Origin of the sequence: Apibacter sp. B2912 (assembly GCF_009827835.1) — a bacterium.
Taxonomy (GTDB): Bacteria; Bacteroidota; Bacteroidia; order Flavobacteriales; family Weeksellaceae; genus Apibacter.
This window is the reverse complement of sequence record NZ_WINV01000001.1, coordinates 606,319-624,615: the sequence shown is the minus strand read 5'-3', so window position 1 is coordinate 624,615 and position 18,297 is coordinate 606,319. Positions and strand designations below refer to the sequence as shown.

Annotated in this window: 16 protein-coding genes and 1 tRNA gene; 4 read left to right on the top strand and 13 right to left on the bottom strand. The window is 31.2% G+C overall.

The genetic code is table 11. The annotated features are described in order from the left end of the window. Positions 1–2: 2 nt before the first annotated feature. From GFV01_RS02880 to GFV01_RS02840, 9 genes are all read right to left on the bottom strand, one after another. Positions 3–779, bottom strand: coding sequence for an ABC transporter ATP-binding protein (locus GFV01_RS02880; protein WP_105296789.1), 777 nt, complete (start codon positions 777–779; stop codon positions 3–5). Positions 780–782: 3 nt separating this feature from the next. Then, the gene (locus GFV01_RS02875; RefSeq protein ID WP_166004694.1) at positions 783–1,529 is read right to left on the bottom strand and encodes an ABC transporter permease; all 747 of its coding nucleotides are present in this window, start codon (positions 1,527–1,529) and stop codon (positions 783–785) included. 65 nt (positions 1,530–1,594) lie between these two features. Next, positions 1,595–2,326 (bottom strand): sulfite exporter TauE/SafE family protein, encoded by a 732-nt coding sequence (locus GFV01_RS02870; RefSeq protein WP_160564659.1) that lies wholly within the window; start codon positions 2,324–2,326, stop codon positions 1,595–1,597. Beyond that, the gene (locus tag GFV01_RS02865; protein ID WP_160564657.1) at positions 2,317–2,778 is read right to left on the bottom strand and encodes a FixH family protein; all 462 of its coding nucleotides are present in this window, start codon (positions 2,776–2,778) and stop codon (positions 2,317–2,319) included. Before GFV01_RS02865 ends, GFV01_RS02870 begins: the two co-directional genes overlap by 10 nt. Positions 2,779–2,780: 2 nt before the next feature. Continuing rightward, positions 2,781–4,241, bottom strand: a complete 1,461-nt coding sequence (gene ccoG / locus GFV01_RS02860) for a cytochrome c oxidase accessory protein CcoG (protein ID WP_160564655.1) — start codon at positions 4,239–4,241, stop codon at positions 2,781–2,783. A 157-nt stretch (positions 4,242–4,398) separates the two neighbouring features. Then, positions 4,399–5,403 carry a cbb3-type cytochrome c oxidase N-terminal domain-containing protein gene (locus tag GFV01_RS02855; protein WP_160564653.1) on the bottom strand — a complete coding sequence of 335 codons (1,005 nt, stop codon included), beginning with the start codon at positions 5,401–5,403 and terminating at the stop codon, positions 4,399–4,401. A 209-nt stretch (positions 5,404–5,612) separates the two neighbouring features. After that, positions 5,613–7,844 carry a cytochrome-c oxidase, cbb3-type subunit I gene (gene ccoN, locus GFV01_RS02850; protein WP_160564651.1) on the bottom strand — a complete coding sequence of 744 codons (2,232 nt, stop codon included), beginning with the start codon at positions 7,842–7,844 and terminating at the stop codon, positions 5,613–5,615. Between the two features lie 21 nt (positions 7,845–7,865). Further along, positions 7,866–8,048: a cbb3-type cytochrome oxidase assembly protein CcoS gene (ccoS, locus tag GFV01_RS02845; RefSeq protein WP_160564649.1), complete on the bottom strand. Its 183-nt coding sequence runs from the start codon at positions 8,046–8,048 to the stop codon at positions 7,866–7,868. A gap of 138 nt (positions 8,049–8,186) precedes the next feature. Then, on the bottom strand, positions 8,187–10,577 hold the full coding sequence (locus tag GFV01_RS02840; protein WP_160564647.1) for a heavy metal translocating P-type ATPase metal-binding domain-containing protein: 2,391 nt from the start codon (positions 10,575–10,577) through the stop codon (positions 8,187–8,189). 85 nt (positions 10,578–10,662) lie between these two features. Here GFV01_RS02840 and GFV01_RS02835 point away from each other — a divergent pair, with 85 nt between their 5' ends. Then, positions 10,663–11,376 (top strand): Crp/Fnr family transcriptional regulator, encoded by a 714-nt coding sequence (locus GFV01_RS02835; RefSeq protein ID WP_255448154.1) that lies wholly within the window; start codon positions 10,663–10,665, stop codon positions 11,374–11,376. Between the two features lie 18 nt (positions 11,377–11,394). Here GFV01_RS02835 and GFV01_RS02830 read toward each other — a convergent pair whose 3' ends face one another. From GFV01_RS02830 to GFV01_RS02820, 3 genes are all read right to left on the bottom strand, one after another. Next, the gene (locus GFV01_RS02830) at positions 11,395–13,278 is read right to left on the bottom strand and encodes an ABC-F family ATP-binding cassette domain-containing protein (RefSeq protein WP_160564645.1); all 1,884 of its coding nucleotides are present in this window, start codon (positions 13,276–13,278) and stop codon (positions 11,395–11,397) included. 64 nt (positions 13,279–13,342) lie between these two features. Then, a complete protein-coding gene (locus GFV01_RS02825; RefSeq protein WP_146105549.1) occupies positions 13,343–13,606 on the bottom strand; it encodes a hypothetical protein in 264 nt (87 codons plus the stop codon). A 684-nt stretch (positions 13,607–14,290) separates the two neighbouring features. Continuing rightward, a tRNA-Phe gene (locus tag GFV01_RS02820) sits at positions 14,291–14,363 on the bottom strand. Between the two features lie 170 nt (positions 14,364–14,533). Between GFV01_RS02820 and GFV01_RS02815 the strand changes: the two genes are divergently transcribed. From GFV01_RS02815 to GFV01_RS02805, 3 genes are all read left to right on the top strand, one after another. Beyond that, a complete protein-coding gene (locus GFV01_RS02815) occupies positions 14,534–15,805 on the top strand; it encodes an OmpP1/FadL family transporter (RefSeq protein ID WP_160564643.1) in 1,272 nt (423 codons plus the stop codon). 33 nt (positions 15,806–15,838) lie between these two features. Further along, positions 15,839–16,417: an LPS export ABC transporter periplasmic protein LptC gene (gene lptC / locus GFV01_RS02810; protein ID WP_160550007.1), complete on the top strand. Its 579-nt coding sequence runs from the start codon at positions 15,839–15,841 to the stop codon at positions 16,415–16,417. A 116-nt stretch (positions 16,418–16,533) separates the two neighbouring features. Next, entirely contained in the window at positions 16,534–17,583 is a 1,050-nt protein-coding gene (locus GFV01_RS02805; RefSeq protein WP_160564641.1) for a hypothetical protein, read from the top strand. A 39-nt stretch (positions 17,584–17,622) separates the two neighbouring features. Here the strand turns inward: GFV01_RS02805 and GFV01_RS02800 are convergent, their stop codons facing one another. Further along, the gene (locus GFV01_RS02800) at positions 17,623–18,282 is read right to left on the bottom strand and encodes a uracil-DNA glycosylase (protein WP_160556937.1); all 660 of its coding nucleotides are present in this window, start codon (positions 18,280–18,282) and stop codon (positions 17,623–17,625) included. Positions 18,283–18,297: the final 15 nt, after the last annotated feature.

The window sequence follows — 18,297 nt, the reverse complement described above, 5'->3', positions numbered from 1 at the left end:
TCTTACTTTTTATTATTTTGATGATATAGCATGGCTTCACGAGCCATTTTAAATATTTTTGAAGAGAATACGAAATCTAATAAAGCTTGATTATCAGAAGTTACGATAGAGTTTTTATCTCCTTCCCATTCTTTAACTCCGTTTTTTAAGTAAACTATATTTTCACCTATTTCAAGAACAGAATTCATATCGTGCGTATTTATAATAGTAGTTGTGTCGTATTCACGGGTAATTTCATGAATAAGTTTATCTATTATTTGAGAAGTCTGAGGGTCTAAACCTGAATTTGGCTCATCGCAAAATAAATATTTTGGATTATTAACAATAGCACGTGCAATAGCTACTCTTTTTTGCATTCCTCCGGAAATTTCAGATGGAAATTTTTTACGCGCGTTTGTAAGGTTTACCCGTTCTAATACTTGATCTACCCGTTCCCTCATATCTTTTTCAGATATATTTGCAAACATTTCAAGAGGAAACTTTACATTTTGTTCAACCGTCATGGAATCAAACAGGGCACTCCCTTGAAACACGGTTCCTATTTCGCTTCGTAAATTTTGCCTTTCAGATACAGATAATTTGGATGCATCTGTATTTTCGTATAGGATTTGTCCGGAAGTAGGTTCAAATAGGCCAAGAAGACATTTAAGAAAAACAGTTTTTCCAGAACCACTTTGTCCGATAATTAAATTTGTTTTTCCTTTTTTAAAAGTAGTAGTAATCCCTTTAAGGACTTCTACACCATCAAATGATTTAGTAACGTTTATTGCTGAAATCATTGTTTAATCTAGTAAAAGTTGAGTTAACATTAAATTTGTGATGATGATAAGGACTGTTGTCCATACAACAGCTGAAGTACTATTACGCCCAACTTCCAATGAACCGCCCTTTACGGTATAACCATAATAAGAAGGTACTGTTGCTATGATAAAGGCAAATACGATAGTTTTTATAAAACAATAATAAATAAAGAAATCAGGTGAGGCCATTTGAAGTCCTTGAACATAATCTACCGGGGCCCAGCTTCCTGAAAAACTTCCCGCAAAATAACCTCCCAGAATGCCCATCAATAGGCTAATCATGATTAAGATTACATTAAAAAATAAAGAAGCAACCACTTTTGGAAGAATTAGATACGATGGGCTGTTTACACCCATGATTTCCAAAGCATCAATTTGTTCGGTTACTCTCATAGTACCGATGCTCGATGCAATAAAGGAACCCACTTTTCCGGCTAATACAACACTAATTATTGTAGGGCAAAATTCCAGTATAAGAACCACTTTGGTTGCATATCCCACATAATAATCAGGAATAGGGAAAGAGGATGTCTTGAAATTATTATACATTTGAATGGCAACGACAGCACCCACAAAAAAAGAGGTGAAAGCAACCAAACCCACGGAATTAACTCCTAAATCATTTATTTCTCTAAGTAAATTTTTTCTGAAAATTTTTCTTTTTTGAGGTTTTTTAAAAACCCTTGCCATTAAGAAAGAATATGCTCCAATATTCGAAATCATCCCCATAATGGTGCGAAGTTACTATTTTTTTATTTTTAAAAAAAGAAAGATTATTTTTAAAGGAAACGGTTTTAATGGCAACAACTTTTTGCATGTGATCTTTGTTCCAATTTTAAAGCTTTATCTGAGGGGGACAATAGATGAATGCCTAAACCCAACCCTCTTAATATGAATAGAATGCCTATTAAAATAATAAAGTAGGGAAATATTTTTAGAATCTTGAATCTAACTTTAGCTCCAATAAATTTACCGGTTAATGTTGTTATGAACATGAAAGGAAATGTTCCTAATCCAAAAACGGCCATAAATAGCATACCTTGAATAATTCCACCGGCAGCAATCGAAGAGGTTAATGCTACATATACAGCACCACAAGGAAGAAATCCATTAAGTACTCCGGTAAGATATCGGGAAGTATTGTCTTTCCTTTGAAGAAATCTACCTAAAAATAGTTTAATTTTAATCATGAACTTATTAATCGGTCTGAAATTATCTCCTATTTCAGTGGTTTTTCCCGGCAATAATACCATGAGAATTAATAGAATACCAGCAAAGATAGATATGTATTTTTGATATCCGGCTATATTAAAGCTTTTACCCACAATTCCTAAAATGCCTCCTAATAAAGAATAAGTGGTTATTCTTCCCAATTGATATAAAATATTCTGAGTATAGAATTTAAATTTATTAGTAGCATCCAGACCAATGGAAAAAGCGATCGGGCCGCACATGCCTATGCAATGAAATCCCCCCAATAACCCTAAACTAAGTGCTGTATATAAGTAAACGATATCTAATTCCATGTTAACGGTATTTCCATCTGATAGTTAGTTTTTTCTTTTTCCCAATATAATTTTAATGTATAATTTCCTTTTACTAAAACTTTAGCCGGTATTAAAATGGTATTAGAAGGAGATAAATCAAGTTCTTTCTTGTTAATATCTAAAGCTTGAGAATTGGCTCTGAAAAGTTTAAATTTTCCGGTGGTATTAGTATAATTAAATTCTTTTGGAAAGATTATTTTAATGCCGGATTCAGGTATTATTTCAATTTTAGGTTTTTCTTGTAATAAAGCAGCATGGTTGGTAGCATCAATCTCTTTTTGATAATTTATTTCTTCTTCATAATAATTATCTGTTACCAGGTCAAAAGTATTCTTTGAAAATTCTATGGTGAATATCAATGTACAAATAAATATAATAAAGCAGGCAAGTGCTAAAATAACCCCGTGCCCCCAAGTAAATTTAAATTTCATAATTAAAATCGGATTTTAGACGGACCAATAAAATTAGTTTTATACTCATCTACTTTTTTACCATTTTCGTCAAAGATACCAATAATTACTTCTTCTTTGGTTTTAATTAAATCAGACTGAGGAATTTTAATAGTGGCTGTACCTTTGAGAGTTTGTTTTGGTTGGATGATAAATTGTGTACCATATCCTACTAAAGTTATCCTTGCATGATTGGGTTTGATTATTTTTACGTTTAGTTTTTTCTTTTCTGTAGTTTTATTAATAAAAATAAATTGATATTCATCAACAATAAATTGTTCTTCAATAGTAAACTGAGTACCTACAATCTTTAAAAATTTGGTTTCCACACTTGATCTAATGAACAATAATGATATACAAACCGATGTCAAAACCAATAAAGCAATAGTGTAGGCAATTAGTCTCGGAGTAAATTTGAAATCCGTTCTTTTTTCAATCATATTTTCCGAAGCGTACCTAATTAGACCTGTTGGCATTTTCATTCGGGTCATTACCATATCACAAGCATCAATACATGCGGTACAGTTAACGCACTCCAATTGACTTCCGTTTCTTATATCAATACCCGTTGGACAAACTTCAACACATTGTTTACAATCTATACAATCTCCTTTTCCTAAAGCTTTTCTGTCTTCATTTTTCCTCCAACTTGCTCTCCCGGCAGTACCTTCTCCTCTCACGAAATCATAAGCAATATTTATCGTGTCTTTATCAATTAGTACTCCTTGAAGTCTGCCGTATGGACAAACAAAAGTACAGGCTTGTTCTCTGAACCAAGCAAATACAAAATAAAATAAAGTGGTAAATATGATATATACTATACATACGGTGACATTTTTTGAAATACCTTCTTTAAAAATTTTTAGTATCTCATCGGTGCCTAAAACGTAGGAAAATAATACAGCACATATTAGTAAAGAAACAATTAAAAATATGGACCATTTTAAAATTCTCTTTTTAATTTTTTGGCCGTTCCATTCTTGTTTGTCGAGGCGAATTTGCATATTTCTGTCTCCATCGATAAGAAATTCAATTTTCCTGAAAACATGTTCCATAAATATAGTTTGTGGACATATCCAACCGCAAAAAATTCTCCCATATGTCACGGTAAATACAATGATGAAAACCGTAGTTGTCACTAAACCTATACCAAAAAGATAAAAATCTGATGGGGAAAAATAAGCTCCGAATATATAGAATTGCCTGTTTAATATATCAAATAGGAATATTGGATTTCCATTGATTTTAACAAAAGGAAATATAAACAAAATGATGAGAAGAAATGCACTGACTATATCTCTGTATTTTGTGAGTTTGCCATGAGGCTTTCGGACATAAACCCATTTTCTTTCTCCTGATACGTCTGCAGTAGCAAGGTTCTCTCTGAATTCTTCCTTTTGTAGTTCAAGGTCAGGAATTTTTTTATCCTCCGTTTCCTGAGACATGGTGTTTTGTTTATTAGTTAATTATTAAGTTTGATATCTATAATTATACTTTATTTCTTTAAATTATACATTTATAAAAAAGAGTAAAATTATATTTAAAAACAAAAGTCTGTTAATCTTCAATTGAAACTAAACAGACTTTTATATAATTTTTATTTTACTTCTCTGAGTTTGATGAGTTTTGCGTAGTTGCAGTCGGAGGAGTTGTTTCAGTTGGTGCTGCAGCTGTACCGGATCCCCCTTTATATGCTTTGGACCAAGGGGCTAAATTACCTTGAGGTTCTTTGGCGGTTTTATCTACTGAACGGCCTTCAGAATCTTTAGGAGAATTTTTATTAAGTTGATACAAGTAACTTGCCACTTTAACAATATCATTTCCTTTTATTTCTCCGGTCGCTCCGAACGCTCTCATGGTAGGATTATTTTTACTACCGTTCCATACTGTATAAAAAATATTTTTAAATTCAGAGTCTTCTTTTGCGTTATTGTATTCTTCTTGAATATTAATCCAATAATCATCCGTTTGGTTAGGACCGGAAAGTCCTTTAGCTCCCTCGCCATGACAAGTTTTACAAATTTGTTCATAAATTACCTTTCCATCTGCTACTGCATCCGGATTAAATTGAGCGGTTTCTATAGTGGCTTGAGGAGCTATCTTTTCATATTCGGCAATTTCAGCCATCTGAGTTTTATATTCTTCTTCATATTCAACATCCGGATGCGCAAAACTTGTAAATGCATAGGAAAAAAGATACACAACACCGTAAGTGATAGTTACGGCAAATAAACCTATATACCATCTAGGCAATTGATTATCCAATTCTTTTATATTGTCATACCCATGATCTATTAATTTAATCTCACCGGTTTCTTCTGCTTTGCTTTGTTTAAATGCGTCTCTCCAAAGTCGAGTTAAATAAGGGGTTTTTAAAAGTTCTAAATAGTCCTTTTTTTCACTTTCAGAAAGTAACTTAAATTTTTCAGCATCTATTAAAGCATTTAAAGAATTGTTAATAAGTAATAGCACAAAAGAAATGGCAATAGTGGCTAAAAATATAGGATTTGTGATGAAATCAAAGTTTTGCAAGAACATGTAAAATGCACCGGTAATTAAAAATACCGATAAGATAGCATTTATGACAAAGGGTGTTCTAGGTTTCATATGATCATTTAGTATTTATATTATTAGTTCTTTTTTCATTATCCTCCAAGGGTAGATTGCTCATATCGTTATAGTAATTTTTTGGTTTGTTCATTACCATAAAAGTTACTCCAAGAAAAAATAAGACAAAAAGCAGAAGAGCTAAGCTTTGATAAATTATGGCATTATCTACTCCTGCAATTATTTTATTATAAAATTTGAGCATTTTTCTAATTATTTGCCGTTTCTACCTGTGTTTTTTTGATATCAACACCAAGTCTTTGTAAATAAGCAATTATAGCTACAATTTCCCTTTTTTCCAATGGAACAAAGTTAGCACCCTCAGCCTTTGCAGAGGCATCAAAACCGGCCTTATAGTCGGGTCTGTCTGTAAATATACTGGCTGCAATTTCTTTTGCTTGAGCCTCCATATTTGATTTATAATTGTCAATATCCTTTTGTTCGTAAGGAACATTGAACCAATTTTTCATTAATTCTAACTTTTCTTTAGTTTTGGAGACATTTAATTCGTTATAAATTAACCACGGATATCTAGGCATAATGGACCCGGGAGAAGTTTCTCTAGGGTCGAATAAGTGAGTAAAATGCCATGAATCCGGATTTTTTCCTCCTTCTCTGTGTAAATCAGGTCCGGTTCTTTTAGATCCCCAAAGGAAAGGTCTATCGTATACGTACTCTCCTGCTTTAGAATATTCTCCGTATCGAACTACTTCATCTCTAAATGGACGTATCATTTGGGAATGACAGGCATTACAACCCTCACGGATGTATAAGTCTCTTCCTTCCAATTCTAAAGGGGTATAGGGTTTTACACTTGTTATTTGTGGTATATTGGATTTAACGAATATGGTTGGTAAAATTTCCACGGCTCCACCAACTGCCAAAGCAATTATTGCTAAAACAGAGAAAAATAGAGGCATTCTTTCTAACCAGGAATGCGTTTTTTCGTTCGGGCCTTTTGCCGGAGAAACATGTAAAGCAGGAGCTTCTGCCTCTTCGTTAGCTATAAATGTACCTTTTCTAACAGTTGCAATAATGTTTATAACTAATAATATGGCTCCTGAAAGATAAAGTACCCCTCCAATAAATCTAAATATAAAGAAATATCTTAGCGATGTAACGGTTTCAAGGAAATTCTTTGTAACAAGAGTTCCATCCGGATTAAATTGTTTCCACATTAAGCCTTGAGTAAAACCACTCATGTACATTGGGATAACATATAAGATGATTCCCATAGTTCCTAACCAAAAATGCCAGTTGGCTAATTTTACAGAATATAGATTGGTTTTAAATATTCTTGGAATGATATAATAAATAACTCCAAAAATGATGAAACCGTTCCATCCTAAAGCTCCTAAATGTACGTGTCCTATAACCCAATCGGTAAAATGTCCGATTTTGTTTAATGTTTTAGTAGCCAATAAAGGACCTTCAAAAGTAGCCATACCGTAGCAAGTTACTGCCACAACAAACATTTTAAGAATAGGATCTTCTCGTACTTTGTCCCATGCACCTCGTAAAGTTAATAACCCGTTAAGCATACCTCCCCAAGAAGGCGCTATTAACATGATGGAAAATGCGGTTCCCAGCATTTGTGCCCATGCAGGTAAAGAGGTATATAATAGGTGGTGAGGTCCGGCCCACATGTAGACAAATATTAAGGACCAAAAGTGTATAATAGATAATTTGTAAGAAAAAACCGGTCTATTAGCAGCTTTAGGTAAATAATAATACATTAATCCTAAGATAGGAGTAGTCAAGAAGAATGCTACCGCATTGTGGCCGAACCACCATTGTACCATGGCATCTTGAACTCCTGAATATATAGAATAACTTTTTGCTCGTAAAATATTTGAATCTAACGGGATTGCCAAGTTATTAAATACCCACAATAAGGTAATTCCCCCCCAAGTAGCTATAAAAAACCAAATGGCAACATACATATGACTGATTCTTCTTTTAGCAATGGTAATAAACATGTTCAATCCAAATAATATCCAGATAATGGCTACCATAATATCAATCGGCCATTCATGCTCTGCATATTCTTTGGATGTATTGATTCCCATTAAGAAGGTAATTACTACAGAAACGATAATTAATTGCCATCCCCAAAAATGAATCCAACTTAACAAATCATTGGTTCGAGATTTTAATAATCGCTGGGTAGCATAATAAAACCCTGTAAAAAATCCATTACCTACAAACGCATAAATAACGGCACTGGTGTGAAGCATTCTCAATCTTCCATATCCCAAAAAGCCTTGAGATCTGGCTAAATCGGCCCCTTCAGTACCAAAGAAAAATTCAGGTAATGTCGGTATGAATAATAATGAGGCTACAGTAAGTCCGACTATGAAACCAACAATACCCCAAAGTATAGTGGCATAGGCAAACGCTTTTGTAATTTTATTATCATATGAAAATTTTTGTGTTTCCATTGGTGTTATGTAGTTACTTTATTATTTTTCTTTCTTATCGTTTTTGGATTCTTTTGAATTACCTTCATTGGAATCAAATAAAATTCTTACTGCAGGTGATTCATCATCATCAAATTGTCCTTTCTTGATTCCATAAATAAAAAGGATCAAAAATATAACAGCTAATGAAACACTGCATAATATCATTAAATATAATATTTCCATACTGACTGAACAAAAATACATTTTATTTGATATGATTGATAATGATTTGTAACATATTTTTACATTGCATCTTTAATTTAGAATATTTCTAAATTGAGGTATATTTTAGGTTATTTGATGTGTTTTCTAATAAAGAAATTACCTTATCTTTTTTTTAAATGTTTCATATCCAATAACTTTACTTACCACGGTAGTGAATAGTACTACTGAAATGGAACTTACAGGCATAAGTATGGCTGCTACTAAGGGGGAAAGCCTGTTAGAAACTGCAAAACTTAATCCGATTATATTATAGCAAAAACTAATAATGAAACAAATGGAAACTATAACTAAGGCTTTTTTTGATAATTTTAAATATTTAGGTAGATAAGCAAAATTGTTTCCGTCTAATATGGCATCAGACGAAGGAGTGAAACTGTTTATATCATCTGAAATGGCAATACCCACATTAGATTGTTTTAAGGCTCCTGCATCATTGAGTCCGTCGCCAAGCATTAAAACTATATGCCCTTGATCTTGTAAATTTTTAATGTAATCGAGCTTATCTTGAGGAGACTGATTAAATTTAATAACCGTGTCTGTGGAAAATATTTTTTCTAAATTATGCTTTTCGGAATTATTATCTCCACTTAATAATGATATTTTATAATGGTTAAGTGATCTGATAATTTCTTTTAAATCTTTTCTGTATTGGTTTTTAATTTTATATAACCCTTTGTATACACCATTGATGGAAATATAAACAGAAGTTTCAGAATTAATATTTTTTTTATTTCCTACAAAATCGGATGAGCCTATTTTGTATTCTATACCCTTAATGAACCCTTTTATTCCTTTACCTATTATTTCTTCGTAGTCCTTAATAGGTATATGATCAATAGGCATGGAAATAGATTCATAAAGTGATCTGCTTAAAGGATGATTGGAATTTTGAAGTATAGCTTTTAAGTTTTTTAACTCTTCAATAGTAAGTTTTTCTCCTTCATAATTGATTTTGTTAACTTTATTAATCGTCAAAGTGCCGGTTTTATCAAAAACTATATGGTCTATTTTTGCCAGTTTTTCAACTGTGAGAGCATCTTTTACGTAAAATTTTTCTTTACCGAAAATTCTCATGATATTTCCAATGGTAAAAGGTGCGGAAAGAGCTAATGCACAAGGACAGGCAACAATCAATATAGCCGTGATTACTTGATACATTTGCGAAGTGTTTTTTTCAATGAAATACCAGTATAATCCGCTTACAATTGTGATGATCAGTATGACCATCACAAAATATTTACTTATGTTATTGGTGATTGAATCAATAGTTGAAGTATCTTTTTTAAATGCTTCGTTATTCCATAATCGGGTAAGATAGCTTTGATTAACTTCTTTAATGATCTCTAGTTCTATAGTAGTGCCGGATTGTTTTCCACCGGCAAATATTTTTTCTCCTGTCTTCTTTTCTATTAGTTTGGATTCTCCGGTAATAAAGCTGTTATCAATAAACGCTTCTCCATGAATGAGAATAGAATCGGCAGGAATTATTTCTTGATTGCGTATTAGTATTCTGTCACCAATTTTTAAATTTGAGATCAGAACATTTTCATGAGTTTTATTGGAAGTAATTTTAGTTACGGCTATGGGATAAAAGGATTTGTAATCTCTGTCAAAAGCTAAAGTTTTATAAGTTCTTTGCTGAAAATACTTACCTAAAAGCATAAAAAATAAAAGTCCGCTTAGAGAATCGAAATAACCGTTACTCATTCCCGTATACGCTTCAAAGCAACTACGGGAAAATAAGGCAAATATACCAATAACAATGGGCAAATCAATATTTAATACTCCGTGTTTTAGAGCTCCCCATGCAGATTTATAATAATCTGAAGCACAATAAAAAACTACGGGTAATGAGAAAAGAAACATAAGAATTCTGAAAAAATAACTGTATTGTTGAAGCCAAGGGTCTTTTTCAGTTTCGAGAAATTCCGGAAAAGCAAAAAGCATAATGTTTCCGAAAGCAAATCCGGCTATCCCTATTTTTACAAGTAGGGTATGGTCTACTTTTTCAGGTTTTTTTTCAGTAGTTTCAAAATTAATGACCGGCTTATAGCCTAAATCTGTTAGAAAATTAGCTAATTCACTTAATTTATAGAATTCATTTTTGTAGGCAATTTGTACCGTTTTAGAAGAAAAATTAACAGTAGAATATGTAATATTAGTATTAATATTTTTTAAACTTTCCAATAACCAAATACAAGCACTGCAATGAATAACGGGTATTTTAAAAGTTATAAGAGTTAATCCCCCTTCCGAATAATCAATAATTTTATCAAAGATTTGAGGGGTGTCTAAAAATTCAAAATAATTTTGCCCCTTTTCAGGTTTTATTCCGGCTTTGGAGTTTAAATTATAGTAATTTTCCAATTTATTTTGATTTAAAATTTCGTATACAGATTTACATCCGTTACAGCAAAATAATTTATTATCAAAATCAATCGGAGTGTCCTCAATGATCTGTCCGCAATGATAACAATGCTCACTCATATATTTGTACTATCACTAAACCTGCAAAGTTATATCCTTTTATTTAAAATTAAAGTATTATTTTTGTCCGTAAATTATTAAAAATATGAGTAATATCATGCCTAAAAATTCAGTAGATTTAATAATATCAGAATTAAAAAATAAGGATGTTTTAAGCCAATTTACAAAAGAAGAACATAGCATATTGGATAAAGAAATGAAGGAAATTCGTTTTGAAAGAGGTCAAGAAATTATACATGAAGGTTATAAACCTACCGGAATATTTGGAGTTATAAGCGGTACGGGTAAAATTAACAGAAAAGGATATAATGGTAAAGATCAAATACTGCGTTTAGTAAAAAAAGGAGAAATTGTAGGATACCGTTCTTTATTAGGGGGAGAAAGTTTTAGTGCTTCTTGTACCGTTCTAGAAGATATTACTGCAGTATATATCCCTGAAATTATTTTTCATCGACTGTTAGAAATAAGTTCCAGAGTTTCTTTTGATGTATTAAAAAAAATATCCCAAGACTTAGGAGAAGCAGGAAAAACCATCACTTGGTTAGCTCAAAATACGGTGAGAGAAAGATTGGCTGCCGTTTTACTTCTTTTAGAGAAAAAACTTGATGTTGATCATGAAGGCTTCATTAAAATTACTCTTACTCGTGAAGAAATGGCAAATTTAATCGGTACAGCAACAGAAAGTGCGATACGATTAATTTCTGAATTTAAAAATGATGAGCTTATAGAAGTGGAGGGAAGAAGAATAAAAATTCTTAATCATCAAAAATTATCCCGACTAGGGCATGTTATGTCATAAAAATTATAAATTTTAAATTTAAGCGTTGAGCTCACTGAGTTCCAGCCATCTAGATTCTTTGTAATCTAAACTTTGAATAAGATTTTCCAGCTTATTGCTAATTTCTTGTATTTCATCAAAACTTAAATTCGAAGAGGATAATTGTTCAGTTAATTTATTTTTTTCTTCTTCTAACTGAGGAATTTCTTTTTCTAGCATTTCTAATTCTCTTTTTTCCTTGAAAGAAAGTTTTGGAGATTTGTTCCCGTTAGTTGGATTACTATTTTTTATTTCCTTTTTAGAAACGTCTTTGATGATTTCATTTTCTTTTTCCTTTGATTTTAAATAATAATCTGTATAATTACCTATAAACCAGGAAATTTTACCGTTGCCTTCAAAAATCATCAATTCATCAACCACTTTGTCCATAAAGTATCGGTCATGGCTTACGATCAAAACACAGCCTTGATATTCATTTAAAAAATTTTCAAGAACAGTTAAGGTTGGTAAATCTAAGTCATTTGTAGGCTCATCAAGTATTAAAAAATTGGGATTGCTAAATAAAATAGATAGCAATTGTAATCTCTTTTTCTCTCCGCCGCTTAATTTAGATATATAAGTATATTGGGATTCCGGTGTAAAAAGAAACATTTCTAAGAATTGACCGGCAGAAATTTGTTTTCCATTGGATAGAGGGAAATAATCTGCTATTTCTTTTACAAAATCAATAACTCGTTGATCTTCTTTGTATGCGAGTCCTTCCTGTTTAAAATGCCCTATTTGTAAAGTTTCGCCCCATTCGATAGTTCCGGAATCAAACTCTTCCTTTCTTTCAAGTATCTTTAAAAAAGTTGTTTTACCTACTCCATTTTTACCGATGATCCCGATTTTTGATCCTCTGGCAAAGGTATGGGAAAAGTCGTCCAAGATTATTTTATTTCCAAAATGTTTGGAAACATGTTCCATTTCAATGATTTTTTTTCCTAAACGGGTCATTTGCATGTCCAATTGAACTTGAGCATCAGAGATACTTTTTTTAGCAAGTTCTTCCGTTTTATAAAAACTTTCAATTCTGCTTTTTGACTTGGATGTTCTAGCCTGAGGTTGCCTGCGCATCCATTCCAGCTCTTTTCGATATAAATTTTTAGCTTTATCGGTTTGAGCTATTTGATTTTCAATTCTTAGAGATTTGTTGGTTACATAGGTCTCATAATCGCCATTATGCGAATATAAGGTTCCGTCTTCCATTTCTAAGATCCGAGTGCAAATAGCATCTAAAAAATATCGATCATGAGTAACTAAAATAAGGGTTTTATTTTCTTTGTTAAGGAAAAATTCCAACCATTCTACCATTTCAATATCTAAATGATTAGTTGGTTCATCCAGAATTAATAATACAGTGCCTTTTTCAAAGCTTATATCGATCAAGAATTTGGCAAGAGAAATTCTTTTTTGTTGTCCACCCGATAAATTTTTTATCTTTTGATCAAGGAAATCAATTTTTAATTTATTGATAATTTCTTGAATTACAGGTTCTACTTTCCATCCGTCCCATTGATCCATTTTTTCTATTAATCCTAATAATTCAGGATTGGAAGGATCATTTTGGACCATGGTATCGTATTGATGAACAATATCCAATACAGGGTTAGAATGGGTAAATATATAATCTTCAGCAGTCAAATCATCATTAAATAGTTCAGATTGTTCAAACATAACTACTTTTATGTCTTTATTGAGCGTAACCGATCCGGAATCGGCAGATTCTAATCCGGACAGGATTTTTAATAAGGTACTTTTTCCACTACCGTTTTTAGCAACTAAAGCAATTTGATCTCCTTCATTTATATGAAAAGAAACATTGGAAAATAAAGTTCTTATGCCAAAAGACTTACTAATGTTTTCAACTGAAAGATAATTCATAGGGTATATATAGAAAAGCAAAAATACGCTTTCTAAATTATTTTATAAAAAGTCAATTTGGGTATTAATTTGATGATTTATATAATATCATATGACAAACCAGCAAAATAGTTAGAAAAACATTGAGTATAACTCCTACAGAAGCATCAATATTTTTAAAATCTTTAATACGGGCATAGATACTAAGCAGGAGACAGAATAATTCAACACCGACCATAGTATAGTTTAGCCAGGAAGGTACAAAACAATATAAATTGCCAAGTAAGAAAGCTATTAGATTTAAAATTACTATTCCTGCTAAAAACACGAAAATACTGACGTTATTCATAATTTATTAAAATTAAATTTAAAAAATACTTATTATATATAAGATGTTTTCTTTAATTTCTAAATGATATACTTAAGTAAAAGAAATTAATAGTGTTACATTTTTAATAATCTAATTTTATTCCAAGATTTAAACAATCAAACAAAAAATATTAAATATTCAATGTTTAAGAAATAGAGGTAATATGTGATTGTGCAATTTAATGTAAGCTTATTACTAGATAAATAAGAGACAAAAGAGGCTTTTTATATTAAGATTTTTAACAACAAAAATTTATTGATTTTAAAAAATGCTAACTTGGTATATACAGAGTTTTGTTTGGAATAAAACAGCCCCCATACCACATTAAATAAATTTGCCTGTTGTTTATTGGATAAAAAATGCCTATAAAGCAATAAAAAAAGAAAAGATTATTCATGAACCACAGAATTGACTTTATTCAACCATAGTTTCTGAGAGTATATGTTTTGCAGCAGGAAAAAAGAAAATATTATGATTTTTTACATGGGATTATATAATATTATAAAGGAAAAAATGCTAATGTATTAGGAACTTCAACAGTAAAAAATATTTCATTTTAAGAAATCAAATGATTTTTTTAAAGAAATTCTTAAGGAAAATATCACATTAAAAAACAAAAAATCCACAATCTTTTCTTATTGAATTGATTATGGATTTTTGAAGTGGTACCTCTTGGAATCGAACCAAGGACACAAGGATTTTCAGTCCTTTGCTCTACCAACTGAGCTAAGGTACCCTCGTTTGGGATTGCAAATATAGGGCATATTTTTAAATCACAAAATATTTTTAAAAAAAATTTGAATTTTTTTTTCGGCTATAAAATTTGACTAAGAATTTTTACTTATAATTATTTTTATAATCGGTACATTATTAACATATTTGTACTTTGTATATAAAACACACTGAATGAAAATTAAATTTTTCTCCATATTATCATCATTTATCATATTTCTGAATGCAGCTTATGCCCAGCAAACTTCTACCTCTCCTTATTCTTCATTTGGCTTAGGAGAAAGTAAAACCAATTCCGATATAGTAATTTCTTCTATGGGAGGATTGGGAACCTCATATATTTCAGATTTTACCAATGAAGCCAATTTTGTAAATCCGGCAGCTAATAGAAACTTGCGATATACCAGTTATAACATCGTGATCAATACTGATTATACCAATGCTAAAACTTCTAACGTAAGCAGTGATCGATCCACTACTTATTTAGCTAATTTATCATTAGCCTTTCCAATCGGAGCTAAGTCCAGAGTAGGAGTAAATTTACAACCTTACACCAACATAGGATATGATATAAATACAGATAATTCAGATGTTGTAAATCAAAAATCTTTATTTAAGGGAAGGGGAGGACTTAATGCTTTCAGCGGTATGTATTCATATAATATATCTAATGAGTTTTCCTTAGGAGCTAAAATTGGGTATGTTTGGGGCGATTTGAAAAAAGATCAAGAAACATCTTTACAGAATGCTAATTTGATTTCCGGTATATTTAATAAGCAAGAATATGGTTTTTTCGATTATACTTTAGGAGTAGCCTATCGAAAAAAATTAACTAATAATCATTTACTTAAAATTGGAGCAACTTATAATATAGGGCATACCATAGATGCAGATGTAAATTATTTGTATTCAACCTATTATTATAACAATAATAATGAAAAAATTTCAATGGATACCTTAAACTATGTTAAGGGAACGCATGATGCAAAATTACCTTCATCATACTCAATAGGAGTGGCCTATGGAAAAGAGCATAAATGGTCATTAGGAGCAGATTTTAAATTTACAGATCAATTTAAACTAAAGATACCGGAAGATAATTTTGATTACAAAAATAAGTATCGCGTAGCTGTAGGAGGCTGGTATTTGCCTAATATAAACGGTTTCAGATCTTATTTTGAAAAAATTATTTATCGATATGGGCTGTATTATGAAAATACAGGGCTTAATGTGAACAATAAAACCATTGACCAATATGGGGTAACCGCCGGTCTAGGCCTGCCTTTGGGTAAATCCGGTAAACATGATCCTTCCATGCTTAATTTAGGTATTGAGTTAGGACAAAGAGGTTCAAAATCAAACGGTTTAATCAAAGAGAACTTCGTAAATTTTAAAGTTGGATTTAATTTTGATGATCTTTGGTTTAGAAAGAGACAGTACGATTAAAATTTATAACTATCATTGTTTATCCATGGAAAGATGGTGACTATAAAAAAAATAAAAATCTATTTATATCTTATTTTTTTTGCGATTATTTCCATATCATGTTCCGATGAAAAAGGGGATAATTTAGGAGAAAAAAAAACCAACTTTGCTTCCAGGAGAATCTATAATGCTAATATAACTTTAACAGATTCAGTGTATGCTATTATTAGATTAAGGACTCCACTTATGGAAGAATATGAATTTGTAGAAACACCATATACAGTTTTTCCTAAAGGCTTAGATATGGATTTCTACCAAAAAGGTAAAGATCCCGGGCATTTGAAAGCAGATTATGCCAAGATAATTGAAACTGCAGGATGGTATGAAGCAAGGAAAAATGTAGTTATTATTAATTCGGATAAAGACACATTAAAAACCAATCAAATTTTTTGGAATAAGAAAGAAAGAAAAATTTTTTCAAACGATACCGTTAAAATCTACAGGGCAGACGGGGTAACTACGAATATTTCTGTTCATGGAATCGAATCTTCAGAAGACTTTAAGAATTTTAAACTGAAAAAAAACACAGGTACTTTGCCCTATGCAAATGATTTAAAAACAGATAGCAAATAAATTTTATTTTGAATAAAAATAATATAAACGTTATTTGCAAATAAAATATGAAATTATTAAATAAAGATGTATATTAGTAGCTTCAAAATTTATATTTTTAATAAAAATAGCGAACAATGAAAAAAAAGTATACTGTTTTTCTTTTAATACTTACGCTTTCTGTTTATGCTCAAGAAGGAAAAGTAAAAGAAACTTCTGAAAAAGGAGTTTATTTTGAACAGAATGGGGAAATGATTTTAGTTTATAGGGGATCAAAGGAAGGTAAAGCTAATAGTAGCTATACTTTCACTTATGGAAAAGATGGAACATTAGAAGTAAAAGGAAAAGCATCTGCTCCTACATTTAAATCACCCAATGATGTGGTAATAGTTCAAGATGCTGCAGGAAATCTATATTGGAAATTGATTGATGGAACTATTGTAAAAACAGAATTAGCGGGAGAAGTATCAAAATCTGCGGCTGCTAAAGAAGTTTCTGTAATCAGAAAAGAAGAAAATAATGCAGTAGTAAATGAAGTTCCGGTTAAAACAGTAATTAAAGAAGTTCCTATAGAAGTTGTTGAAGAAAAATTAATTGAAACGCCGGAAACAGTAAATGCTTTACCGGAAAAAGAAATAGAAATAGAAATTGAAGAGGCAGACATAGCTGAAGAAAAACCTGAAGAGGAAACACTAATACCGGAAGCTCAATTTATAAATGAACAAGATTCAGATGATGTATCTGAGACTGAACAAGAAGAGTCTATCGCTATTCCTACTCCGTCTGCTACAGAAGAGGTGGAAACAGTACCTAGTTCTTCTAGCATAGTTATAGATGAAAATGAATCAAAAAATATAGAAGAAATTTCAACCCCAACTCCGCAAATTGAAGAAGCAGAAACAGTAGAAATCGAATCTATTCCTAGTCAAGAAGCTAATTCAGAAGTTTCAGTACCATCAGAAGAAAAAATTATTTTAGAAGAAGATGCCCCGGAGGAAGATAAAACTATAATTTCAACTATAGGAGATGATGGAATTGAAGAAATTCAAGTAATAGATGGAGAAGTAGGAGATGTGTCTAATATGTTTGAAAAAAATTATGAAGACATGTCTAGAAAGGAAAAGAAATTATATAAAAAGAATGAAAAAAAATTAATGAAGCAATTAGAAAAAGAACTTAAAAATTAATAGATATAAAATTTAATATAAAAAATGAACCTATTCGGTCTACCACTGAATAGGTTCAATTTTTTTTGAGGTTAAATATTCATTAGTAAGACTAAAAGGTCTTGAACCGAAAAAGCCTCTATGTGCGGATAAAGGAGAGGGGTGTACCGATTTAATTATAAAATGTTTTCGAGTATCTATTAAATTAATTTTCTGTTGTGCATAGCTTCCCCATAAAATAAATACAACATGTTCTTTTTCTTCAGATATTTTATGAATTACAGAATCCGTGAACGTTTCCCATCCTTTTTTTTGGTGAGAACCCGCTTGATGCGCTCGTACCGTTAAAGTAGCATTCAGCAAAAAAACACCCTGTTTTGCCCACGGAGTTAAATCCCCCGACTTTAATTCAATTCCGGTATCATTTTTTAATTCAATAATAATATTCCTTAAAGAAGGCGGATATACTATTCCATTGGGAACAGAAAAACATAATCCCATAGCTTGTCCTTCTCCATGATATGGATCTTGTCCCAGTAAAACGACTTTTACTTGATCAAAGGGAGTCAATTCAAAAGCCTTAAAAATATTTTTACCTTTTGGATAGCAAGTATGTTCTTTATATTCTTGCTTAACAAAATTTATTAAAGATGAAAAATAAGGTTTTTCAAATTCAGGCTTTAATAAATTTTTCCATGATTCTTCAATATTTATATTCATTCAGTAAAGGTAAAA